Raw genomic sequence first — 25,189 nt, forward strand, 5'->3', positions numbered from 1 at the left:
ATGGGTGTTATTAAAATAACATTTGATGTGAATACTCAATCTTTATTTTTGCCCGTGGGCAAAAGCGGGGGATGTACTTTCACAAGTAATTTGCTCTGCCTCTAGGTATGCTCCGCGTTTATTGCCTATCACTGCCACCGGGATGCCAGCCCACGCCTCTGCTGCCCAGGCGCAGCTTATGGAGCCGTATCCTCAAGGACGTTTGAACGATGAGTACCCCCGCGCTGGACATCAGCAGCCTGTCCCCCCTGCCTTACCACCAGCAGGTGGTCGACTACCTGAAAACCAGTGAACCTGCCGTGTGGAGCTGGGCCTCGTCCCTGGGCGTTCAGCAGGAACATGCCCAGGATGTGCGCGCGCAATTGTTGCGCGACACCTACCGCCTGAGCCCCGAGACTCATCCGCAGGCCTATCAAGCGTGTGCCACAGCGTTGCAGCACTTGCAGATCCAGGCTCCCGCCACCCTTTACCAAGCTGGCGATGGCGCGATGAACGCCAGCCTGTATTACCTGGCCGGTGAAGTGCATGTGGTGTTCTATGGCCCCATTCTTGAACGGCTGGACGCCCAGGAGCTGCTGGCATTGCTGGGGCATGAGCTGGCCCATTACCGGTTATGGTCAGAGCACGACGGTGACTACCTGACCGCCGAGCGCATTCTCAATCACGCAATGGCGGATGGGAATACGCCACCGAGCCTGGAACAGACTGCGCGTTTATACAGCCTGCACACCGAGATCTACGCCGACCGTGGTGCGGCCCTGGTTGCCGGCGGCCCCGAAGCGTCGATTACTTCGCTGGTCAAGATCCATACCGGGATTGTCAGCGTCGACGCTGCCAGTTATTTGCAACAAGCTCGCGAGCTGGACGGCAAGGACGCGCAACTGTCCCAGGGCGTTTCGCATCCAGAGACGTTTCTACGCTCCCAGGCGGTTGAGAGCTGGTGGCACCAGTTGCCGGAGACGGACGCCTGGTTGCACCGGCGGTTACGCGGGCCATTGTCGCTCAGCCGACTGGATGTGACCGACCAGATCGAGCTGACCGCCCTCACCCGTGGGTTCATTGCCAACTTTACGAGCGCCAGCGTGTTGCAGTCGCAGGTTGTGCTCAATCAGGTGCGCGGCTTCTTCCCCGACTGGAAAGACAATGAAGCACCGCTGGACCTGGCCACCCTGAATGCCGAGCGTATCGACGCGAGTATCCACGAATACCTGCACTTCATCATGCTCGACCTGAGCCTGGTGGACCGCGACCTGCGTGACGAAGCCTTGCTGCATGCTGCGCGTACCGCGAAGAAGCTCGGCAGCGCCGAGGATTTTATCAGCGTGCTCAAGCGCGACATCAAATTACCCAAACGTGAGCTCGACCCTATCGTTCGCGCACTCAAAGCGGAGGTCGACACATGGACCCAGTAAACCCACCCGTCACGTTCACTCAGGTGCTACAGACCCACGATGGCGCCGCCGTGCCCATCGACGACGTGCTATTCCTGGCACTGCCGCTGCTGCGTCAGGTGGCGCAGTTGCATGAACTGGGGCGTGTCGCCCAGCTCAGTTACCTTGATGTGATTCAAGGGCCAGAACGCACGCTGCAACTGCGCAACCCCGAGGGCGTGCTGCCGCGCCTGGCTCTGGAAGCGATCAAACAGGTACAGCCCAATCCAGAGTCGGCACTGAATATCGTCGGCAAGGTACGCCTGACCCGGGATTCAGCCAGTGGCGTGACAATTACCGACTTGCAAGTCCAGGAAGACCTTCACCAGGCCATCGACCACCCGGTGTTTCTCACGGGGTTGCACAGCTGGGAGCATAACGTCGGGCATCACGACGAAATCACCGATATCTTCCAACTCGGCCAGGTGTTGGCGTGCCTGGCCTGCGGTTTGGATTTTACCGACATCAACGACCTGAAGACGTTTGCCCTGCACCGGCGCAACCTGTTCCAGCTCAACAGCCGGCTCAATCCGGTGCTGGCCAACCTGATCGTCGAAATGACTGAGCTCAACCGTCATGAGCGCGCCACCGATGTCGACTCGCTGATGCGGCGCCTGGAGTCCTGGCGCGAGCAGCCGGCGAGCCTGGATGTCGAACGCGTACTGGCCCAGGCTGAAGGCCCGGCCTCACGCCGAACTGTCGTGCTGGAACATCTGCGCAACCGGCTGTTTGACCTGTCGCGACGTAATCGCCTGCTGTACTTCCGGCCGACTCAGGCCAACGTCAATTTGACCGTGGCCAGCGTGCCGCTGGTGATGCGTATAGAAAGTATCCGTCCCGAGGCGTTGTGTACCTGGCAGCCTACCTTCGGTGGTTTTTCGCAACAGATACTCAGTGGCAAGGCTGTGGGTCTACAACAATGGCTGCGGTTCGAAGACCAGACCTGGCTGCAGGCGTCACTGGAGCGCATCATCCAGGAAACCCGCCGCGACCGCGCCGAATTCGGTTTCAGCAACCTGCGCCTGGTCGCTGCGTTCATGCGCTGGCACAACCTCAAGGACACGCCAGAAGAACGCATCGTCACCCCGTTGCTATGGCTGCCGGTGGAGCTGAGCCGCAAAAAGGGCGTACGTGACCAGTTCATGTTGCAGTGCGATGAAACCGAGGCCGAGTTCAACCCGGTCCTGCGTCATCAATTGCGTCAGCTCTACGATATCCAATTGCCGGAAACCGTCGACCTGCAGAAGATTTCTCTGGAAGACATTCACGCCGATATTGCCCGTCAGATCAAACTGACCGAGCCTGGTGTCGAATTGCGCCTGCAAAGCAAACCGCAAATCGAACTGATCCACCAGAAGGCGGTGCAGCACCTGCACCACTTCCAGCGCCGCCGCGCCCGTCAGCGCTCGGCCATGCCATTGGTCAAGCCGGACTTCAGCTACGATCGCGAAGACTATCGACCGCTGGGCCTGCAATTGTTCCAGCAAAAAGTATTACCCAGTGAGTTGCCGTTGCGTCTGGCGGTAGGCGCCAAACCGTCGCTGCGCAGCCAACACCCGCAGATGGTCGCCAGCAGTACCGAAAACAGCACGTTCGCCATGCCCGACAATCAGGGCCACAGGTATGCCTGGGACATCGACCTGACCCAGGTGACCTTGGCCAACTTCAACTATCGCAAGATGTCGCTGGTGCGCGACTACGCGCAGTTGATCGACGAGCCCGCCCGGAACGAAGCGTTTGACCGCATGTTCTCCATTGAGCCGCGGGAGGTTGAAGTCCAGACCCCGGACCCGATTCCGTTACCCGAACAATGGAATGTGGTGGCAGGTGATGCGACGCAAAATGCGGCTGTCAGCCTGGCCCGCACCGGGCGTAACTTCATCATCCAGGGCCCGCCGGGCACCGGTAAGTCCCAGACCATTACCAATCTGATCGCTGACTACGCCGGTCGTGGCCTGCGGGTACTGTTTGTGTGCGAAAAGCGCGCGGCACTGGATGTGGTATTCCACCGCCTGCAACAGAGTGAGCTGGGCGACTTGTGTTGCCTGATCCACGACTCCCAGACCGACAAAAAGGCCTTCGTCGGCAACCTGCGCGAGTGTTATGAACGCTGGATCGCCGGTGATGCGCAATCGCAGCAACTGCAAGCCCGGCGCAGCGCCACGTTGGCGACCCTGAGCCAACAACTGGGGCTGATCGAGCGTTTTGAGCAGGCCATGACCGAGGTGCCTGAACCCCTTGCCTGTTCGGTGCGTGAGCTGGTCAGGCATCTCATCGAACTGCCGACCGTCACCGCCGAGCTGCCCCCAGAAGCCTTGGAGCGCTTGCCGCAGTGGCGTCACTGGCAGGCCCATAGTGAGCTGACCGGCCGCGTGTACCAGGCAACCAATGAGCGTTTCGGCCTCGACAGTTTTGCGCGCCACCCTTTCAGCCATTTGGCCTCCGGTCTCATCACCCACGAGTACGCCTACGGCCAGCTCAAGGCATTCCTGGATGAAGCCAGCGGGTTGATGGACAGTGTCGAGGCGCTGCTGGAGTCACCGGTGAGCCTGCTGTCGAGTGACACCAGCCTGACTGACGCGTGCCTGCTGACCCAGGCAGCGGAGCAACTGACCAGCGCCAATCTGGCCGAGCACCTCGACTTGCTCGAGCCAGGCTCTCCCGGTTCCCAGGCGCTGAGCACCGAACAGGCGGCGTTGCAGACACTGACAGTGCAGCAACATAACGCCCGTGAGGCCACTCGCCATTGGCGCGACAAGCTCGCACCACAAGACACCCAAGCCGCCCAGGATCTGGTGCAACGCCTGGAAGGTTCGGTGCTGCGTTGGCTGCAACCATCGTGGTGGCGTCTGCGTGGCGAACTGCAACGGCGCTACGACTTCAGCCAACACGCGGTCCAGCCCAGCTATCGCAGCGTGCTCGACAACCTGGCTGCCGAACACCGCGCCACCACCGAGTTGCAGGCCGAACAGCAGCGCCTGCAAAGTCGCTACGGTATAGCCGACATCCACGTATTCGTGCAAAACCTGCAAGACCTGCTCCATCAACTGAGTGCGTCACCGTTGCTGCGTCAGTGGGTCGAAGGCCTGCGCGGCAACGTAAATGCCCTGCCCGGCGTGCGTCAGGAAGCCAGCCTGCGCCAACCAGTGGCGCGCCTGGCCGAATCGGTGGCGCAGTATTGTGTGTTTGAACCGGCACCAAGCCTCGGAGCGTTGGCCGAATACCTGCGTGACCTGCGTGAAGAACTCGAAGAGTTACCCGACACCCTGCCCCTGCTCAATGAGCTGCACCAGGCTGACCCTGCTTGCCTGTCGGCCATGCAACAGCACGCCCTGACGCAGCCGGCACTGGAAGGCTTGGTTGCCCAGGAAAACCTTACCCGGCTGTATCGCGCGAATCCGCAACTGGCGCGTTTTGACGGCCCGGCCTTGAGCCTGGCAGCGCGTCAAGTCAGCCAGGCGCAAAGTAGCCTGCTCAAGCACAATGCCCATGTGCTCAGTGCCTCACTGCACCAGCGTTTTCTCGAGCATGTGAAGCAGTCGGCGATGTCGGTGACCCAGCTGGACGCTCAGGCCCGCGAGTTCAAAAAAGGCTATGCCAAAGGCCGTCGCGAATTGGAGCACGAACTGGGCAAGACCATGCGTTATCGGTCCATCCGCGAGATGGCAAGTGGCGACAGCGGTCGAGTGATCAATGACCTCAAGCCCATCTGGCTGATGAGCCCGCTGTCGGTGTCCGACACGTTGCCATTGGTTCCGGACTTGTTCGACGTGGTGATTTTCGACGAAGCCAGCCAGATCCCCAGCGAAGAAGCCGTACCGGCCTTGAGCCGTGCGCAGCAGGTGATTGTGGTGGGTGACGAAATGCAGTTGCCACCGACCAACTTCTTCTCCAGCGCCGGTGACCACGACGATAGCGAACTGATTGCCATGGAAGACGGCGAACAAATTGCAATCAATCTCGATGCCGACAGCCTGCTGAGCCAGGCCGCGCGTAATCTGCCGGCGACCCTGCTGGCCTGGCACTACCGCAGCCGTCACGAAGCGTTAATCAGCTTCTCCAATGCGGCGTTCTACGAAGGGCGACTGATCACCATTCCCGACCGCCGGATCGAGTGCCCTGCCCCGGCCCAGGCCGCCCTTGACTCCACGGATACCCAGGCAGTGGCGCAAGGCGCCGACACCTTGCTTAACAGCCCCATCAGCTTCTTGAAGATGAGCGATGGCGTGTATCTCAGCCGCAGTAACCTGGCCGAAGCGCGGTATATCGCCAACCTGGTGCGTGAACTGCTCCAGCGCGAGACAGGTTTGAGCCTTGGCATCGTCGCCTTCTCCGAGGCCCAGCAAGGCGCCATCGAGCAGGCGCTGGAGGACTTGGCCGCCAGCGACTCGGCCTTCGCCACGCGCCTGGAGCGCGAGTACGTGCGTGAAGACGCCGGGCAGTTCAATGGCTTGTTTGTCAAAAACCTGGAAAACGTTCAGGGCGATGAACGCGATGTGATCATCTTGAGCATCTGCTACGCGCCAGGTCCTAACGGCAAGATGCTGATGAACTTCGGCCCGATCAACCAGCGCGGCGGGGAAAAACGCCTCAATGTGATCTTCAGCCGCGCGCGCAAACGTATGGCGATTGTCTCCAGCATTGAAGCCGACGCTATCACCAACACCCACAACGATGGTGCTGCTGCGCTGCGCGCTTTCCTGCAGTTCGCCCAGGCCAGCGCCAGTGGCGATGCACCACGCTCCCAGGGCATTCTCGCCAACCTCAACCCCGGCGCCAAGCAATCCTTCGCCGTCGATTTACCCAAGGACAGCTTGCGCAGCGCCCTCGGCAGCGCGCTGCGCAAGCGCGGGCACAAGGTGCAGGAATATGTGGGGCGTTCGCAGTTTCGCTGCGACCTGGCAATCAGCGACGCCAACGGTGAGCACTTCAGCCTCGGCGTGTTGCTGGACAGCGATACGGCCGCTACCGCTGACGTGCGTGAACGCTATATCTTTCGCCCAACCGTGTTGCGCAGTTTTGGCTGGAAGATTATCGACATACCCAGCCAGGACTGGCTACGGGCCCCGGAAGACGTGCTCGATGGCATCGAGGCGCTGCTCAGGGGCGAAGAAGTCAGCGCCCTGCCGGAGCCTGAAGAGACAGCCGAGCCGCAAGCGATCGAGGCCCAACTGCCGCCAACCCTGGAAGCGACGCCAACCCTGCGCGAGTTCACATTTGGTGAAGGCAACTCGAACAAGTTCTGGCGTATCGGCGTCGACGGGGCGGACGTAGTGGTGAGCTTTGGCCGCATCGGAACCAAGGGCCAGACGTTGATCAAGTCGCTGGAAAGCCCCGAACGAGCACTACGCGAGGCAGAAAAACTGATCGCAGAGAAGTTGCGTAAAGGCTATCAAGAGCAGGTATGACGACACCAAGGCGCCCACAATGGGCGCCGCTACACATCACTGGCCGTTGTATCAACGCCTCGGAATCTCAAGCCCGAGGCTTTGGCGCAACGTCGTCCCTTCATACGCCGTGCGATAAACCCCACGTTCCTGCAACAACGGTATGACCTCCCGGGTAAACTGCGTGAACTGCCCCGGATGCCCAATATAAATATTGAAGCCATCCACCGCCCGCGCCTGGAGCCAATCGGCCATTTTTTGCGCCACAGTATCCGCCGTCCCCACAAATGCCCCCGGCCGCAACTGCCGGCCAAATTCCACCGCCTGACGCAAGGTAAACCCCTTCTCCCGCGCCTGGTCAGCAATGCGCTTGGCATTGGTAAAAAAGCTGCTGCGCGCCGCCTCCAGGCTCTCCTGTGGAAACGGCGCATCCAGGTCATATTGGCTGAAATCATGCCAGCCGAAATTGCGCCCAAACTCCTTCAGTGCCAGCTCAAAACTATGGTCGGCCTGGTGGTAATACTGCTCGACTTCACGTGCGTGCGCGTCGGTGTCGCCGACATAGATTTCCGCGCCGGGCATCACCAGTAACTGCTCCGGATCGCGCCCGTGTTGCAGTGCCCTGCCCTTTATATCCCGGTAAAACGCCTGGCCCTGCTCGATGCTGGCAGCATGGGTGAAGATCACATCCGCCGTAGCGGCGCCCAGGTCGCGGCCTTGTTCTGAGTCACCGGCCTGGAAGATCACTGGCTGGCCTTGCGGCGAGCGCTGGATATTCAGCGGGCCGACCACGCAAAAGTGCTCGCCCTTGTGGTTCAGGCTGTGCAGTTTGCTCGGGTCGAGGAACTGGCCTGTCGCACGGTCGCGCACGAAGGCGTCATCCTCGTAGGAGTTCCACAAGCCTTGCACCACTTGAACGTGTTCGGCGGCGCGGCCGTAGCGGGTGTCGTAGTCGTAATGCTCGTCGCGGCTGTAATTGCCGGCGGTGCCGGCATCGCCGCTGGTGACCACGTTCCAGCCGACGCGGCCTTTGCTGATCAGATCCAGGGAGGCCAAGCGGCGTGCCACGTTGTACGGCGAGTTATAGGAGGTCGTCAGCGTGCCGACCAAACCGATATGCCGCGTGCTGACAGCCAACGCCGATAGCAGTGTCAGCGGTTCCAGGCGATTGAGGTAATGGGACGGCGAGCCGGGCGTGATGAACTGGCTGTCGACGATAAACATCAAGTCGAACAACGCGGCCTCCGCCTGGCGGGCGATGTCGATGTACCAGTCAACATTGACGCTGGCATCGGCTGGTAACTCAGGATCAAGCCACAGGTTGTGGCGGCCGGGGCCGCCGCAACCCATCGTCAGGGCGCCAAGTTTTAGCTGTCTTTTAGTCATTTGTTCAGTGTTCCTTGAAGCGTTTTGGCCACGGCGGGTTGCAAGGCGGCCGCGAATGAATCGTCGAACAGGCTGGCCGCCGAATAGGATTTGACCAGGCCCTGGCTGGCAAAAAAGTCCACGGTCTTTTGCGCCTCGACCGGCGATTTGGCCGTGACCGGCTCCACCGTGGTGCGCGCGCGGGCAAACCAGGCGCGGGCGATGTCGGCATCGGCGCGGGTGCGCTTGGCCCAGGCATCTGCATACGCGTCGGCATTGGCCGGGCTTTGGCGTGTCCAGTCGCGGGCCTTCTTCAAGCGCTGCAAAAAGTCGCTGATGGGCGCGCGTTTGGCTTCCACGGCCTTGGCATTGGCGGCAATGAAGCTCTGCGCCGGAATCAACCCCTCAGCCGTCGCCAGCACCCGTGCGCCTTGGCGTTCCTGCTGGGTAACGTAGGGTTCCCAGGTGGCGATCACATCGACCGAGCCGCCTTCCAGTGCATGGGAAGCGTCCAGGGCGCTGAGGTAGCGCAGCTCCAGTGAGTCACGTGGCACGCCCGCCTTGTCCAGCGCCGTCATCAGCAGTTGCTGGCTCCAGGAGCCTTTCCAGATGGCCGCACGTTTGCCGGCAAGGTCGGCAAGGCTGTGGATCGAGGAGTCTTTTCTGACCAGAATCGCCACGCCTTCGAGGTTCTGTCGGCTGATACCAATCACCTTGATCGGCGCGCCGAGTGCACCCAGGAACAGCACCGGCGCATCCCCCAGCAGGCCGATGTCCAGGCTGTTGGCATTCAGCGCTTCGGCGACGGGCGAACCGGCGGTGAATTGCTTCCATTCCAGCGTGTAGGGCAGATCGTTAAGCACCCCCGCCGCTTCCATCACGGCCTGGGCGTTGTAGCTTTGGTCGCCTACCACCAGCGTTTGCGCGTGGGCGGTCAGGCATAACAAAGCGGCGGTCATGCCGGCCGCCAGTGTTGTCAGGTAACGCACGTTTTTCTCCAAATGCCTGTTTATAAGGACGCAGAAGATGAGGGATTGATCACTCGGTGTAAAATACTGATAATGCATATCCTAATTCTATAAGAATGCGGAATATGCATTTTATGGCGATCGGTGCCGCCGAAACCCTGGGGCCGACATTGCATAGCGCCCGGCACCACCTACACTGGTTTGAGTCCAGCGACCCTGATGCACCTTCATTCATTGCTCAACAAAAAAACAGTTAGCCAACTGATTAATAGAGTCAACATGAAAGAGCAGCCTCGGCAGCGTGCATCCTCCCTTCTGGTTCCCTTGAGCCTGCTGTGCATCGCCCTCGCCGGCTGCACCGTCGGGCCTGATTTCGCCCGCCCCGATGTGGCCGCGAACGCCGACTACTCAAAAGAAACACTCACTACCACCGCCCAGGCCGATATCGCCACCGGTGGCGCCGCGCAGCGGCTGATCGCCGGTATGGATATCCCCGGCCAATGGTGGACGCTGTTCCGTTCGCCCGCCTTGAACGCGCTGGTCGAAGAAGCCTTGAAGGCCAACCCGGATGTGAGCGCCGCGCAAGCCGCCTTGCGCCAGGCCAACGAGCTGGTTTACGCCGACCAGGCGTCGTTGTTCCCGTCGGTGAGCGGCAATGTGCAGAAAGCGCGAGAGAAAGTCTCGGGGGTCACCTCCGGTGTGCCGGAATCGCCAATACTCACGGTCAGTTCTGCGTCGCTGAGCGTGTCCTATGCCCCGGATGTGTTTGGCGGTACGCGCCGGCAAATCGAATCGACCACGGCGCAGGCCGAGTACCAGCGCTTCCAGCTGGAAGCGACCTACCTGACCCTGACCGCCAATGTGGTCAATACCGCCATCAGCCTCGCGTCGGTGCGTGATCAAATCGCGTCGACCGAGGAAATCATTCGCCTGCAAGGCGGCCAGCTGGATCTGCTGCAAGCGCAGCGGCGTTTGGGGGCCATTGGCGATACCGATGTGCTCACCCAGCAAACCGCACTGGCACAAACCCGTGCGACCTTGCCGCCGTTGCAAAAGCAATTGGCGCAAACGCGCAATCAGTTGATGGCCTATCTGGGGCGCTTTCCCAATCAGCACCAGGGCGAGCGTTTCAACCTGGCGTCTTTACGGCTGCCCGAAGAACTGCCGGTGAGCCTGCCCTCGGCCATCGTCGGCCAGCGGCCGGATGTGCGTTCTGCCGAAGCTCAGTTGCATCAGGCCAGCGCCAATATCGGTGTGGCCGTCGCCAATCAGTTGCCGCAGTTCAGCATTACCGGCTCGCTGGGCTCCACGGTGGCAAGCGGGACCAAGCTGTTTTCGTCGGGCTCCGGCGTGTGGAGCCTGGCGGGCTCGATTACCCAGCCGATCTTTGACGCTGGCGCGCTCGAACACCGCAAACGTGCAGCCGTGGCCGCTTACGACGAGTCAGCTGCGCGCTATCGCGGCACCGTGGTAACCGCCTTCCAGGACGTGGCCAACGCACTGCGGGCGCTGGAAGCCGACGCCGACGCCCTCAACCAGCAGGTCGTGGCGGAACGCTCGGCGCAAGCCAACCTGGATTTGGTCCAGGCCCAGTTTCGCCTCGGCGCTGTGGCGTATATCAACCTGCTCACCGCCCAGCAGACCTATCAGAACACTGCGTTGTCACGCGTCAAGGCCCAGGCCGCGCGCTACAGCGACACCACGGCGCTGTTCCAGGCCTTGGGTGGCGGCTGGTGGAACCGTACGGATGTGAACCCGGATACCAAAGGCCGCCCGGATCGCTTTGGCCTGCCGTCGTGGCAGGAAATCATGCCGGCCAAGAGCAAAGCCGCGCCGGCCGATGCTGCGCGGCTCAACTGAATCCACAGCGAGAAACCCCATGGCTGAAGTCACCCCTGTCTCTGCCCCACCACCGGCCCCCACGGGTACGCGCAAGCGGCGACTGTGGCGGCCGATGCTGATCATGATCGTGGTGGTGCTGGTGATTGTGGCGATCATTGCCGGGGTGAAGTTCGTGCAGATATCGGCGCTGATCGCCCAGTCCAAACAGCCCTTGCCTGCAGCGGTGGTGACGGCCATGCAGGTGCCATTTAGCGAATGGCAACCCAGCGTGTCGGCGGTGGGCTCGATGAAAGCCGTGCGCGGCGTTGACGTGACCACGGAAGTGGGCGGCATTGTGCGCACCATCGGCTTCAAACCCGGCCAGGAAGTCGAGGCCCAGGCACTGCTGGTGCAGTTGAATGCTGACTCGGATATCGCGCAACTGCACTCGCTGGACGCCACAGCCGATCTGGCAGTGATCGTGCTCAAGCGCGACAAGGCACAACTGGCGGTCAACGCCATCTCCCAAGCCCAGGTCGACACCGACACCGCCGACTTGAAGGCCAAGCTTGCCGCCGCCGAACAGCAGCGCGCGCTGGTGGCGAAAAAGACCATTCGCGCGCCCTTTGCCGGGCGCATCGGCATCACCAGCGTCAACCCCGGCCAATACCTCAACCCCGGCGACAAAATCGCCACGTTGCAGACGTTTGATCCCATCTACATCGACTTCAGCGTGCCGCAAACCCAGATGGAAGCCATCGCCATCGGCCAAGGCGTCGCAGTGACGGCTGACGGCCTGTCCAACCAGACGTTCAAGGGCCGCATCAGCACCATCGACACCCAGTTCGATACCACCACGCGCAACGTCACCGTCGAAGCAACCGTGGAAAACCCCAAGCAAACCCTGGTGCCCGGCATGTTTGCGCGTGCCGTGGTCAACTCGGGTGCCACCCAGCGCTACCTCACCGTCCCGCAAACCTCGGTGACCTACAACCCATATGGCACCACGGTGTTTATCGCCACGTCGAGCAAGAACGACAAAGGTGACGAGGTGCTCACCGCGCAACAGACCTTTATCAAGACCGGGCCGACCCGTGGCGATCAGGTCGCGATCCTGTCCGGGGTCAAAGAAGGCGACCTGTTGATCACCAGCGGCCAGATGAAGCTCAAGAACGGCTCGCCGGTAAAGGTCGATAACAGCACTGCGCCGCTGAACGACCCGGCGCCGACTCCCCAAGAACATTAAAGGTGTCCCATGAAGCTTACCGATACCTTTATTCAGCGACCGGTGTGGGCCATCGTCGTCTCGCTGTTCATCTTGATCCTGGGGCTGCGCTCGATCTTTGAGTTGCCGGTGAACCAATGGCCGCGCACTGAAAATACCGTGGTCACCATCACCACTTCCTACTACGGTGCCGACGCCTCCACCGTCGCCGGTTTTATTACCCAGCCGCTGGAGTCAGCGATTGCCCAGGCCCAAGGCATTGATTACCTGGCCTCGTCGAGCATCACCGGCATCTCGACCATCACCGCCACGCTGCGGCTGAACTACGACGCGAGCAAAGCCCTGACCGAGATCAACACCCAGGTCAACTCGGTCAAGAACCAGTTGCCGGCGCAAGCCCAGGAACCGGTGCTGACCATTGCCGTGGGGCAGACCACCGACGCGATGTACCTGGGTTTTTACAGCGACACGCTGCCGACCAATAACATCACCGACTACCTGGTGCGGGTGGTCAAGCCCAAGCTGGATTCGATCCAGGGCGTGCAAACCGCCGAGATCCTTGGCGGGCGCCAATTCGCCCTGCGCGCCTGGCTGGACCCGGACAAACTGGCGGCGCATAACGTCACCGCGCAGGACGTGTCCACGGCACTGGCCAACAATAACTACCTGTCGGCCGTCGGTTCCACGCGCGGGCAAACCGTGACGGTCGACCTCACCGCCGGCACCGATTTGCACACGGTGGATGAGTTCAAGCGGCTGGTGATCAAGCAAAAAGGCGATGCGCTGGTGTACCTGGAGGATGTGGCCACCGTCACCCTCGGCGCCGAAAGCTATGACAGCAGCGTGGCGTTCTCCGGCAAGCGCTCGGTGTTTATCGGCATCAAGGCGGCGCCCACTGCGAATATCCTCACCGTCGCCAGCAGCGTGCGTGAGGCCTTCCCCGAGCTGCAATCGCAACTGCCGGCCGGTGTGCGTGGCGAAATCGTGTATGACTCCACCGCGTTCATTAATACCTCGATCTATGAGGTGGTGAAGACCCTGGTCGAGGCCATGATCATTGTGTCAGTGGTGATCTACCTGTTCCTCGGTTCCTTTCGTGCGGTGATCGTGCCGTTGGTGGCGATCCCGTTGTCGCTGGTCGGCACCTTCTTTGTCATGTACCTGCTGGGGTATTCGATCAACCTGCTGACCTTGCTGGCATTGGTGTTGGCCATCGGCCTGGTGGTAGACGACGCGATTATCGTGGTGGAAAACGTCGACCGGCATATCAAGGAAGAAGGCAAAAGCGTGTTGGAGGCCGCGCTGGTGGCGGCGCGGGAGCTGGGCGGCCCGATCATCGCGATGACCGTGGTGCTGATAGCCGCCTATGTGCCCATCGGGCTGCGCAGCGGGCTGACGGGCGCATTGTTCAAGGAGTTCTGTTTCTCGCTGGCGGGTGCCGTGACCGTGTCGGCGGTGGTGGCGTTGACGCTATCACCAATGATGACTTCCAAGCTGTTCAAATCCGGGCAAGAGGAAGGTCGTTTCGCGCGCAAGCTCGATGAATATTTTGATTGGTTGCGCAAGCGTTACCACCGTGTGCTGTCGGGCGGCCTGAATATCTGGCCGGTGCTGGTGACCTTTGGTTTTGTGCTGTTTTTGCTGGTGGCCGCCAGTGGCATGACCGCCAAGAGTGAACTGTCGCCCACCGAGGACCAAGGGCTGGTATTTATGCAGATCAAAGGCCCGCCGACCGCTTCGCCGCAGCAGATGGAGCGGATTGCCGACCAGGCCTTCCAGATCGCCAACAAAGAGCCGGAATACGCGCAGATGTTCCAGCTCACCGGCCTGCCCGCGCTCAACCAGGGCCTGGGCGGCGTGCTGCTTAAAACCTGGGACGACCGCACACGCTCCCAGGCCCAGCTGATTCTGGATTTGCAGCAGAAGTGGAACCAAGTGCCGGGCGCCACCATTGCCGCCTTTCCGCTGCCGTCGCTGCCGGGCGCCCAAGGGCTGCCGGTGCAGTTTGTGATCACCACCACCGATTCGGTGGAAAACCTCAACGAAGTGGCGCAGGCCGTGGTGGCCGAGGCACAGAAACAGCAGCTGTTCTGGTTCTCCGACATGGACTTGAAGCTCGACAAACCCCAAGCCAAGCTGGTGGTGGACCGCGAAAAAATCGCCGCGCTGGGCATGACCCAAGCGGACGTGGGTGCTGCGCTGTCCGCAGCGCTGGGCGGCAACTACGTGAACTACTTCTCCACCGCCGGGCGTTCATACAAGGTCATTCCCCAAGTATTGCAGGTGGATCGCCTCAACCCGGACCAGATCCTCGACTACTACATCCGCACGCCATCGGGCAGCATGATCCAGGCGCGCACCGTGGCGCATATCGAGACCTCGACCCAGCCGGAATCGATCAACCACTTCCAGCAACTCAACTCGGCAACGCTGTCGGGCGTCAGCGGCGTGGCCCAGGGCGAGTTGCTGGCCAAACTCAATACCATCCTCACCAACGTGGCGCCTTCGGGCTACACCTCGGATTTTTCCGGCGAGTCGCGCCAGTTTATCCAGGAGTCCGGCGGCTTCGTGGGCTTGTTGCTGTTCTCGATCCTGATCGTTTATCTGGCCCTGGCGTTCCAGTTCGAGAGCTTTCGCGACCCGGTGGTGATTCTGTTCTCGGTGCCCCCCGCGCTGTTCGGCGCGCTGGCGTTTATCACCATGGGCTACGCCTCGATCAACGTGTACACCCAGGTCGGTTTGGTGACGTTGCTGGGGTTGATCACCAAGCACGGCATCCTGATCGTGCAGTTTGCCAACGAATTGCAGCGCGCCGGCCACAGCAAGCGTGAGGCGATTGAAGAAGCCGCTGCAGTGCGGCTGCGGCCGATCCTGATGACAACCGCCGCCATGGTGTTGGGCGTGGTGCCGCTGGTGTGGGCCTCCGGCGCCGGCGCTGCGGGGCGGCATGATATGGGCTTGGTGATTTTCAGCGGGTTGTCGATTGGCACATTGCTGACGCTGTTTATGGTGCCGGCGATGTATATGTTTATTGGCGAGACGCATCACCAGGAAGCTGACCATTCACATGCGGGACACAGCATTTGACTAGAGTGAATTGGCAAATGGCCTTGGGACTTCGTGGAAACAAATTAACCTATCGGTTAAAGGATGGAATCCTACAGTGAAGGCAAAATGACATACACTGACGCCCTTTTTTGAGTTTAAGCCTCTAAGGGACTAGGTATGGTTGATGAAGTAGAACGGCTCGATGAAATGGAGCAGCTCAACGAACGAAATATTCACGCCAACAAGCTATTTCATTCATTTCTTTCAGTACACACCGACTTAACGCCAGATCGTTTCAACGCACTGCTGCTGTATTTTGTCACCTATCTGATTCAGACAGCCTGTAAAAGCGATGAAACAGACGTGGAACGAATTTTTGTTCGACGTACCGTTGCGGACGTGGTTGAGGGCATGACTGGCCTGATCAAATACCACAGTAATGGCCTCGCAGCCAGAGAGGGGTTGATTGAGGCGCTGTCAGAAAACGTACTTACCCAACTGATGGACCAATTCCAGTATCTGGAACCCCGTATATTTCGAAAGACGGGCTTCGCCCGGCGTGTATTCGACGTGATGCTGCGTCGGGTGTTAACCGAAGACTATCAAATCAGCCTGTTCCATTCTCACGTGGTGGCATTGCTCGCCGTTAGCCTTTGCAAGACAAACACACGCCTCATTGAAACCTATCCTTACAGCGGTGCAGCGTCTGTCACCGCCCAAGTCCTGAAAAAAGACGTCGAAACGTTATATCGAGAACTGCACGGTTGCCCCTACAAACATCAAGATTTGATCAGCCTGCGCTTAAAGGTGCGTGGCCTGTCATCGCAACCGCTGGCAGAAGTTGAAACCAACGACATGACGTTGCTGGATGGCGCCCAGCTGCTGGAGCCTCAAAACTCGGTGTTTGCAACCTTGGAACAGCTGATAAAACAAGGAGCGCTTAGCGACTCTTTGCTTGTGATTGTTGATCGCGACCAAAGCCGTGCGTTGCCCGACACGTTGCGTGCTCACTTTGAAGAGCACAATCTGTTGGAAGCTGTTATTGATCTGCCGAGCAAGGACGCGTTCGAGAACGGCACTGAGTTCACGGCATGGCTGTTGAACACTGATAAAGACCGGGAGAACGCCGGCGAAACTCTGTGCATCAACGCCACGCGCATGCAAGAAGACGCCGGCTATTTTGAGCTTGCCGGGGTATCTGCCGCGATCGTCAAACGGTGGCGGTCATCCCACTACAAAATCGATGAAAGGTTCTTAAAAGAGAGCTTCGATAGCCCGCTCGTGCCGGAGGTGCTCAATCATTTCAAACATCATTACAGAAACCTCCCAGGCCTATGCCGTGTGTTTCCCATCGAAACGGTTCTGCGCGCCACGGAGATCACCGCACGCCAACATCTGATGTTCGAGGCGTTCGATCTGAAACTCTACAGACCAGAAAGCAGTTTTCTGCGGGACATACTGATCGGGCCAAAGACAGTCCCCAGTTGCATATACATTATTGGCAACAATGGAACGGGTAAAAGCTTGCTGCTAAGAGACCTGATCGACGATCTTGGGCAGGCAAAGCTCAACTCGGTCGGTATTGCGTTCGGCGCTATAGACCGGTTTCCCGTCGAGTCGTCTGAGGCGCCGTTGTTTGAGTATCAAGGCGCACGTCGCCATCTCGATGACCCATTCCAATTAGATTGGCTGCACGGACTGGGTCAAGCGTTATACGCTATCTATCAAGAACCTTATCGTCTGAATATATTCAACGAAGCACTGCAGTTGCTTGATTTCAAGCATCGCCACTATCTCGTTCCCGTCAGTGATCCGCACAACCCGATCACGGACTGGGAGCGTGGCATTTCCAGCTTCGAGCTCTACGAAGGGGTAACCGTGTCCACGGGGGATAGGCTCTATGAGCCGGGCTTACTGCAAAAAGAAGGTCACCCGGTAGCGCCTTTCAGTGACTTGAGCTCCGGAGAGCAGCAGGTGCTCTCACTGTTGATCAAAGTATGCGCCAAGGCCAATTCTCACACCGTCTTCCTCATCGACGAGCCTGAAATCAGCTTACATGTGAGTTGGCAGCAGCAACTGCCAAGCTTGCTGTCACTTGTCGCTGAAGCGTTTGGCTGCTCGTTGGTCATTGCTACCCACTCCCCGCTGATAATCGCAAATGCACGCGACGCAATCAGCCACTGTTTTCTGACGAAGGATCGTTTACTCATCCCCATTCCTGCGCATCAGCGGCACTCCGTGGAGTCTATTTTGCTTGACGGTTTCAAAACCTATACCCCAGATAACAGTGAGGTCAGCGAACGTTGTGCGGTACTCGTGTCGCGGGCTATCCAAGTGACCAATTCGCCAGGCAAGGTCGATCACCGTCAGAAAAAGAAACTGATCCAAACACTCAAAACCTTGAGAGATACACTTGAGAAAACTGCTGGCGCTCAACGTAATCAACGTTACCAGCAAGACCTCACGTTGATTGAGCAAGCGCAAGCAGCCATCAACGAATTGTTTGAACGTGCCAAAAAAGACAAGCAACAATGAGCGCGACACTGACCGATGTTGAACAACAGGCCCAATGCAATGCCTATCTACTGCGAGCGCATGAAGTCGACAGTCATATTAAAGATACCGTGACCTTTTTGCGCACGCTCAACAGGTACTCATACCTTAAGGCCGATGTTTGGAAGGAGCTTTCAGCTCACAATGAAGCCAAGGCCAGCGGCGTGACGGGGCCCCTGATCAAGCAAGCGTTTAGAAAATTTGTGATTGAGTTACAAGGCAACCGCTGCTGCTACTGTCGTCGCTGGTTACTCAATATCGCCCATGCCAAGCCCATTGAACACATACTGCCCAAAGTCCACTATCCACAATTTTCTTTGCACTTCTGGAATTTGGCTGTTGCCTGTTTCGACTGTAACCAACTGAAGCAGACATCTAACTGGAGCACCGTCGCACTGAATCAGCTCGACTACCCGACAGCAGCAATGTGCACTGATTTCTATCACGCACGTTTTCACCGCTACGCCGAGCACGTCAGTTATGAACGAAGGGAAAGCAATCACGCCAGCAACGTGACCTACACGGGGCATACTTCACAGGGCAAACACCTGTGCCGGGAAATGCTCTACATCATTGCCGCTCGCGAAAATCTTTATAGCAACAACCCAACCCTGGCAGAAGCCGTTATCGGTATTCAGCAATTTCAAGATCGGTACCAAAGCGGCGAGTTACCGCATTTGGAGGCTTTCCGTAACGGGCTGAACGCGTCTCTACAGCTGCAATTGGACAAAAGTGGTGTGGACGCGGCGCCTCTCAAGAATTAGCCGTTAGCGGGCCGCTGACAAGCTTGCGCGACTCGCTAAACTCTGGACGATTACCTTCTTGCTCGCTACCGAGGTCGCACTTGGACTACTTTACGGCACTCACCGCCTTCGTCGAAGCCGCCGAAGGCAATAACTTCTCCAGGGCGGCCGAACGGCTCGGCATCAAGGCGTCCACGGTGTCGCGCTACGTGAAGGACCTTGAACAGGACTTGGGCATTGCCCTGTTCAATCGCTCGACACGCACGCTGCACCTGACCGAAGGCGGCCAGACGTTCCTGCTGCACGCTCGCCGTGTGCTGGATGAGTTGGAGCAAGCCAAGGCGGCGACTTCGGCGCTCAACCAGCAACCGCGTGGGGTGCTCAAGCTTAATTTACCGCCGGCGTTTGCCCGTCACCACATCCTGCCGGTGTTGAACGCCTTCCTGGCGCGCTACCCGCAAATCAAGCTGGAACTGGTGCTGGATAACACCCAAGTCAACCTGATTCACTCAGGCGTAGACCTGGCCATTCGGATTGGCGCCCTGCCCGACTCCACGCTCAAGGCGCGCAAGATCTGCGCGGGAAAGTACCTGTTGGTGGCCAGCCCGGCGTTTTGTGCGCAACACCCGGCCCCGACGACTCCGGCAGACCTTGCCGGCCTGCCAGCCATCCTGGGCACCCAGGATGTTGCCTTCGAGGCCTGTGGTGAAGTGTTGCCGCTGGTGTACAGCAACTGTATCCGCATCAACGATCTGGACGCGCAATTGCTGGCTGCATGCCAAGGCCTGGGCTTTGCCTTGCTGCCTGATTGGCTGGTGAGCAAAAGCATTGAGGCGGGCGAGCTACATGTCTGGCTGCCGCACTGGAGCATCCTGGGGGCTGAAGAAGCGTTTGCGGTGTGGTTTGTCTACCCGCCCAAGCGCATCGTGTCGTCCAAGGTGCGCTGTTTTATCGACTTTATCGTCGAGCAGCTCGGCGAAACGCCCTATTGGAAATAAGGCGTTTCTGTAGGAGCTGGCTTGTCGAGTCGTCGCACCGCTGCGGTGCTGGCGTCGCAGTATCAAATGCAAAGCAAAAGCCTATCTACCTGACGCAACGCGGTCTAAATGTGGGAGCGGGCTTGCTCGCGAATGCGCAGGGTCAGTCAATGCATCTGTCACTGACCCACCGCATTCGCGAGCAAGCCCGCTCCCACAGTTGACCGAGTACTGTCAACTGAAGCGGATATCCAGCGCCCGCAAGTAAGTTTGCAACCCGGCGTCCTGAATCGGGATCAGGAATGCCTCGGTGTCTGACTCATTGAAGTGCGCATGCCAGTAACCCGGCGGCGTTACGAACGCCAGCCCCGGCGACCAGTCCACACGCACCGGATTGCGGATCTGGCCATCGGCGTCCAGCTCCGTGCCCACCAGTGAGTAACAGCCTTTAGGGCAGTCGATGATGAAGTCCAGCGCAATCGACTGGTGCCGGTGCGGCTTCTGGATCGAACCCGCCGGCAGAATGCCGTACATGGCCCAGAGCACATGTGTGACGGTTCGGGTCTGGGGGAAATTGCGGTTGCCGAGCAAAATGCTGATGCGACTGCGGTCCTGGGCACGTGGGTCATCCGCCGCTTCCCGCAGCTTCTGGTTGGCCAGCGCGGCGGGATACAGCGTAGGCACGAAGCGATCAGTGCTGCGCGTCGCGCCCAGGTAGTGCAACAGCGGTTCATCATGCACGTAGTACAGGCGTGCATCCTGTGAAGCACTGAAACGCGCGGGCTGCAGGCCCGGCAGCGCGATAAAGCAACCGCTGGACCACTGGATCTCATGTTCGCCCTGCACCACGCGGCCCTCGCCTGCGATGACATAAAACACCTGTGAGGTCGCATTGGGGTGCAGCTCCAGGGCATCACCGGCGTTCAAGCGGATAAAGTTGGCGCACAACCCCGGCCCGGTTGCCGGGCCTTCACAGCCCAGCGCTTCGCTGAGGTCAAGCGCGACGACACGCGAGGCGCCGCTGTCGTACAGCGAGGCCGGGAAGCTGTGGTATGGAATCCGGGGAATCAGATTGGCGCTGATCGGGTTGGCCGCCTTGCTGTACTCGAAGTACTCGGCGTCGGTCAGGTCGGGCTTGAATTCGCTGTTCATGGTTCACCTCAGGCTTGGGCTTGTTTGCAATGACTATAGGCATTGCCTCCACGGGGATTAAGTCCTCGACTGGCACAGCAGTTGTGCAGGATGGGGCGGCTCTGCCCTGTGACGGTGCAATCGGCCTGTCCAGCGCCTGAGCGTGAACCCATGATCCATGTACTCAGCGTGTATCTCATGCTCAAACGTCATAATCCCCGGTTCCTCTGCGTGGTAATCTTGGCGCCACCACGAATAGACATTGATCGTCACATGACGATGACCAAAGCCAGGAAAGAACATGCCAAAGATTTCTCACTCAGCGCTGCGCCGCAACTTCCGTGAACTGCTTGCAAAACAAATCTGCGTTGAAACCGCCTCCGTCTTCGACCCCATGTCCGCGCGCATCGCCGCCGACCTGGGTTTTGAAGTCGGCATCCTCGGTGGTTCGGTCGCCTCTTTGCAGGTACTTGCAGCCCCCGATTTTGCGTTGATCACACTGAGTGAGTTCGTTGAACAGGCCACCCGCATCGGCCGCGTCGCCCAATTGCCGTTTATTGCCGACGCTGACCACGGTTACGGCAATGCCTTGAACGTGATGCGCACCGTCGAAGAACTTGAGCGTGCCGGTGTGGCCGCGCTGACCATTGAAGACACGCTGTTGCCGGCGCAGTTCGGGCGCAAGTCCACCGACCTGATTTCCGTCGAAGAAGGCATCGGCAAAGTGAAGGCGGCGCTTGAAGCGCGTGTCGACCCGGAACTGTCGATCATTGCCCGTACCAACGCCGGTGTGCTGCCCACCGAAGATGTCATCGCCCGCACCAAAGCCTACGAGAAAGCCGGCGCGGACGGGATCTGCATGGTTGGCGTCAAAGACTTCGACCACCTTGAGCAGATCGCCGCCAACCTGACGGTGCCATTGATGCTGGTGACCTACGGCAACCCGCAGCTCAATGACAGCGAGCGCCTGGCGGCCCTGGGCGTGCGCATTGTGGTGGCCGGCCACGGTGCTTACTTTGCATCGATCAAAGCCACTTACGACAGCCTGCGCGCCCAGCGCAAGCTGACCAGCAGCACGTCCAATCTCAGCGCTACGGAGCTGACCCATACCTACACGTTGCCGGAAAGTTATGTGGCGTGGGCTGAAGAGTTTATGGACGTTAAAGAGTAATTGCCGCGACGGTGCTGATTGTTGCAATCAGCACCGGATGCTCGCGGTGCGGGCTGCTTCAATCAAGCCTCCAGCGTTCCCCGCGATTATTGCCCGTGCCTTTGTAGCCGCCGTCTCCATCCGGCTCCCAGCCGCCTCCCGCATTCAAGCCCGTGCCGATAAAGCCACCGCGACCATCGGATTCAAGCCCCCTGCCCTCGTTCTTGCCGGTGCCTATATAGCCGCCACGACCATCGGACTTGTACCCACGCTTGCGGTACTCGCCGGTGCCTTCATACCCGCCGTTACCATCGGAGCGCCAACTGGCGCCTGAGGCCTTGCCGTCGCCACGGAAATAGCCTTTGCCGTCCGACCGATAATCCTCACCAGCGTTAAAACCTGTGCCCTTGTACCCGCCCGATCCGTCCGGGCTGAACCCGCGGCCATTGTTGTAGCCGATGCCTCTGAGGCCACCGTCATCGGCGGGAATATAGCCTTTGCCGTTATTTTTACCGGTGCCCCTGAGCGAACCATCCTTTTGCAACTCATAGTCACCGCCCAGGTTTCCCCCGGTGCCTTTAAGGCCGCCACGGCCGTCCGGCTCATAGCCGTTGCCTGTGTTGATGCCGGTGCCGATAAAACCTTCGGCTGCCAGCGCTGAGGCGCTAAGCCCCAATAAAACAGCAGCGAGCAGGGTATATGACGCTTTTTTCATGAGGCCTCTGGTCCTTTCAGAGAGGATGATGTGCGCCATGATAGGACATGGGTTTTGCGCCGCAAGTGCAACAGTCTTGTTACAAGCAAATAATTAGACGCGCGCAGTCATACCCCGATTACTCATGGCGAGCTTCAAGTATCAACATTTATATATAAGGATCAAAAAATCCGCCGCAGAGCCTGCGGCGGCAAACCAAAGGTTTTTGTCGAAGCAGAGCGGCTAAGACCTGATCAACGCTACACCCGTAGAACATTAAAAGAGGTGAAGTTTAATTAATCGAATTTAATCCTAGGCGCCGCTGCAGGCTGCGAAAAATATGATAAAAATCAGCTTCGACAACCACGTCGAGCAGAATAAAAACAGCACCACGCTCACCTGAAACATCTGCCATAAAACCTTAAGCGCTCTTCAAGCATGCGGTGTTTCTGTGCACGCGTTAATTATTCCGGGGAAGCAATAACATGATCAAACAGTGGAGCCTGTTAACGCTGGCGGTGTGCGCCAGTATCAGCCAAGCGGCCCTCGCCGAGTCGGTCAGCGACCAGGCCGATTCCAAAGGTTTTATCGACGGCAGCAGCATTACCGGGCTGTTGCGCAACTATTACTTCGACCGCGACCGCCAAAGTGGCAAGGCCGACAACCGCGACTGGACCCAGGGCGCGATGCTCAACTACGCCTCGGGCTTTACCCAGGGCACCATCGGCTTTGGCGTGGATGCCTACGCCTACGGCGCGATGAAACTGGATGCCACCCACGCCGATGCCGGCACTGGTGAGTTGCCAACCAACCGCAATGGCGACCCGGAAAATGGCTATGGTTCGGTGGGCGCTGCGGTGAAGATCAAGGTCTCCAAGACCCAGCTGAAATTCGGTGACATGCAACCCACTGCGCCGGTATTCGCCACCGGCGGCACGCGCATTCTGCCGCAGACCGCCACCGGGTTTGACCTCACCAGCAGCGAAATCGCCGGCCTGGACCTGGAAGCCGGGCACTTCACCAGCACCAACAGCGGCATGACCAGCAACCATGACCACGATATCTACGCGACCTACGCCAACGTGGCGGCCAACAGCGCAAGTTTTGTCGGCGGCAAATACACCTTCACGCCATCGTTGAGCGCGACCCTGTATGCGGGCGAGCTGGAAGACATCTGGCGCCAGTACTACACCAACCTCAACTACGTGATCGCGCTGGGGCACGACCAGTCACTGGCGCTGGACGGCAACCTGTACCGCACCCTCGACACCGGCAGCGCCAAGGCCGGGGCCATCAACAACACCACCTACTCGGTGGCGGCGGCTTACTCGTTCCTGGCGGCGCACACCCTGACGCTGTCGTTTCAGAAAGTCCACGGCGACACGCCGTTCGACTACATCGGCACCGGCAACAATGGCGCGGGCGAAGGCGGCGACTCGGTATTCCTCGCCAACTCAATCCAATGGGGCGACTTCAACGGCCCGGGCGAACAGTCGTGGGGCGTGCGTTATGACCTGAACATGGCCAGCTACGGCGTACCGGGCCTGAGCTTCATGACCCGTTACGTCAACGGCTCGGACATCAACGGCACCCACACCCCGACCAACAGTGCCTATGCCGGCGACTATGGCGCCGATGGCGACCACCACGAGACCGATGTGGAAGCCAAATACGTGCTGCAAAGCGGCCCGGCGAAAAACCTGTCGTTTCGTGTGCGTGACGCCATGGTTTCATCCAACGCCGACCAACGCGACGGCAAGTTGAATGAGCTGCGGGTGATCGTCGACTATCCGTTTACGCTGCTGTAAGTGACTTGGATGTGCGGGCCAATGGTTTCGTGGCCCGCACATTCAGACGCTATGCCGCACGTGTTAGAACGTCTCAGGGCCTGACAATGAATCCGCTGTAATCGGTCGACGGCTGCATTTCAAAGTAAGTCTGCTGAGCATTAAGCGTAGGAACAGGACCGTGCAGGAATAATCTTACGTGCTGGCCACTGGTCCACCCTTCGGCCACAGGGTCATTGGGTTTGATTTTCACCCGGATGGGCACGGACTTATTGGCTGTCTCGAACTTCAGCCAAGTCACGACCAAGATGGCTTTGTCCAGGACAGTGGCAGTCGCTTGGGCATAAATGACTTTCTGATCACATCCCAGCAACGCGATGTTCTTCTGGGATCCGTTCATCTGAGCGAAAGCGTCGAGGTAAGCCAGTTGCTGCCCGGCGATCGATAACGGCACTTGCTGACGTTTACTCACTGACATCGCGGACCATGCGTCAACCACCTCGGCCAAGGTGCCCGGATGCATGGCCGGCGCCTTACTCACCTGTGCTACCAAAGCTTGCATTTGCGCCTGCGAAGGTTTGGCGCCTTTACGTCGCTTGGCCAGTTTGCCCAGATGACTGGGAATCAACGGCGGCGCTACATAGGCAGGTCTTGGAGTGAGCTGCACAGGAACGTCGGACGCTTGAGTTTTCTCCTTTTCGTGTGCGCAGCCTGGCATGTGTGAATTCAGGGCTTTGAAAAAAAAGTTATCCCTTTGCGAAATTGAAGCCACAACTTCTTCGAGGCAACCATCGCAAAAATAAAAGAGTGTTCTGTCGCTATGGGCAAAGCTGGCTGACACCTTCGCGTCCATGTCCCAACACACTGCCTCCGTCATCAGTTCTTTTGCCATCAGGTGTGGTTACCGTTT

The 25,189-nt window shown here is 59.1% G+C and carries 15 protein-coding genes; 10 read left to right on the top strand and 5 right to left on the bottom strand.

Going from position 1 to position 25,189, the window contains the following annotated elements:
* Nucleotides 1-209 precede the first annotated feature (209 nt).
* Both K0H48_RS13955 and K0H48_RS13960 read left to right on the top strand, forming a co-directional pair.
* The gene (locus K0H48_RS13955) at nt 210-1,412 is read left to right on the top strand and encodes a M48 family metalloprotease (RefSeq protein WP_219267925.1); all 1,203 of its coding nucleotides are present in this window, start codon (nt 210-212) and stop codon (nt 1,410-1,412) included.
* Nucleotides 1,400-6,838 (top strand): WGR domain-containing protein, encoded by a 5,439-nt coding sequence (locus K0H48_RS13960; RefSeq protein WP_219267926.1) that lies wholly within the window; start codon nt 1,400-1,402, stop codon nt 6,836-6,838. The genes K0H48_RS13955 and K0H48_RS13960 overlap by 13 nt, the downstream gene beginning before the upstream one ends.
* Before the next feature lie 51 nt (nt 6,839-6,889).
* Here the strand turns inward: K0H48_RS13960 and K0H48_RS13965 are convergent, their stop codons facing one another.
* Both K0H48_RS13965 and K0H48_RS13970 read right to left on the bottom strand, forming a co-directional pair.
* Nucleotides 6,890-8,203 carry an LLM class flavin-dependent oxidoreductase gene (locus tag K0H48_RS13965; RefSeq protein ID WP_219267927.1) on the bottom strand — a complete coding sequence of 438 codons (1,314 nt, stop codon included), beginning with the start codon at nt 8,201-8,203 and terminating at the stop codon, nt 6,890-6,892.
* Nucleotides 8,200-9,171, bottom strand: a complete 972-nt coding sequence (locus K0H48_RS13970) for an ABC transporter substrate-binding protein (RefSeq protein ID WP_219267928.1) — start codon at nt 9,169-9,171, stop codon at nt 8,200-8,202. Before K0H48_RS13970 ends, K0H48_RS13965 begins: the two co-directional genes overlap by 4 nt.
* A gap of 258 nt (nt 9,172-9,429) precedes the next feature.
* On the opposite strand from K0H48_RS13970, the gene K0H48_RS13975 reads away from it, so the two are divergent.
* The 6 genes from K0H48_RS13975 to K0H48_RS14000 all read left to right on the top strand — a co-directional run bounded on the left by K0H48_RS13975 (nt 9,430) and on the right by K0H48_RS14000 (nt 19,538).
* A complete protein-coding gene (locus K0H48_RS13975; RefSeq protein WP_219267929.1) occupies nt 9,430-11,010 on the top strand; it encodes an efflux transporter outer membrane subunit in 1,581 nt (526 codons plus the stop codon).
* A gap of 94 nt (nt 11,011-11,104) precedes the next feature.
* On the top strand, nt 11,105-12,217 hold the full coding sequence (locus tag K0H48_RS13980) for an efflux RND transporter periplasmic adaptor subunit (RefSeq protein WP_219267968.1): 1,113 nt from the start codon (nt 11,105-11,107) through the stop codon (nt 12,215-12,217).
* A 9-nt stretch (nt 12,218-12,226) separates the two neighbouring features.
* Nucleotides 12,227-15,283 (top strand): efflux RND transporter permease subunit, encoded by a 3,057-nt coding sequence (locus tag K0H48_RS13985; RefSeq protein WP_219267930.1) that lies wholly within the window; start codon nt 12,227-12,229, stop codon nt 15,281-15,283.
* Between the two features lie 138 nt (nt 15,284-15,421).
* The gene (locus tag K0H48_RS13990; RefSeq protein WP_257626942.1) at nt 15,422-17,779 is read left to right on the top strand and encodes an ATP-binding protein; all 2,358 of its coding nucleotides are present in this window, start codon (nt 15,422-15,424) and stop codon (nt 17,777-17,779) included.
* Entirely contained in the window at nt 17,776-18,561 is a 786-nt protein-coding gene (locus K0H48_RS13995; protein WP_219267931.1) for an HNH endonuclease, read from the top strand. Before K0H48_RS13990 ends, K0H48_RS13995 begins: the two co-directional genes overlap by 4 nt.
* Nucleotides 18,562-18,641: 80 nt before the next feature.
* Complete coding sequence (locus tag K0H48_RS14000) at nt 18,642-19,538, top strand: LysR family transcriptional regulator (RefSeq protein ID WP_219267932.1); 897 nt, start codon at nt 18,642-18,644, stop codon at nt 19,536-19,538.
* Nucleotides 19,539-19,751: 213 nt separating this feature from the next.
* On the opposite strand, the gene K0H48_RS14005 is transcribed toward K0H48_RS14000, so the two are convergent.
* Nucleotides 19,752-20,669, bottom strand: a complete 918-nt coding sequence (locus tag K0H48_RS14005; RefSeq protein ID WP_219267933.1) for a cupin — start codon at nt 20,667-20,669, stop codon at nt 19,752-19,754.
* Nucleotides 20,670-20,949: 280 nt separating this feature from the next.
* On the opposite strand from K0H48_RS14005, the gene K0H48_RS14010 reads away from it, so the two are divergent.
* On the top strand, nt 20,950-21,819 hold the full coding sequence (locus tag K0H48_RS14010) for an oxaloacetate decarboxylase (RefSeq protein WP_017135623.1): 870 nt from the start codon (nt 20,950-20,952) through the stop codon (nt 21,817-21,819).
* 58 nt (nt 21,820-21,877) lie between these two features.
* Here the strand turns inward: K0H48_RS14010 and K0H48_RS14015 are convergent, their stop codons facing one another.
* Nucleotides 21,878-22,513 carry a hypothetical protein gene (locus K0H48_RS14015; RefSeq protein WP_219267934.1) on the bottom strand — a complete coding sequence of 212 codons (636 nt, stop codon included), beginning with the start codon at nt 22,511-22,513 and terminating at the stop codon, nt 21,878-21,880.
* 464 nt (nt 22,514-22,977) lie between these two features.
* Here K0H48_RS14015 and K0H48_RS14020 point away from each other — a divergent pair, with 464 nt between their 5' ends.
* On the top strand, nt 22,978-24,300 hold the full coding sequence (locus K0H48_RS14020) for an OprD family porin (protein ID WP_065930055.1): 1,323 nt from the start codon (nt 22,978-22,980) through the stop codon (nt 24,298-24,300).
* A gap of 73 nt (nt 24,301-24,373) precedes the next feature.
* On the opposite strand, the gene K0H48_RS14025 is transcribed toward K0H48_RS14020, so the two are convergent.
* A complete protein-coding gene (locus tag K0H48_RS14025; RefSeq protein WP_219267935.1) occupies nt 24,374-25,171 on the bottom strand; it encodes a hypothetical protein in 798 nt (265 codons plus the stop codon).
* Between the last annotated feature and the right edge of the window lie 18 nt (nt 25,172-25,189).

Source organism: Pseudomonas sp. Xaverov 259, from assembly GCF_019352915.1.
In the GTDB taxonomy this organism is placed as follows: Bacteria; Pseudomonadota; Gammaproteobacteria; order Pseudomonadales; family Pseudomonadaceae; genus Aquipseudomonas.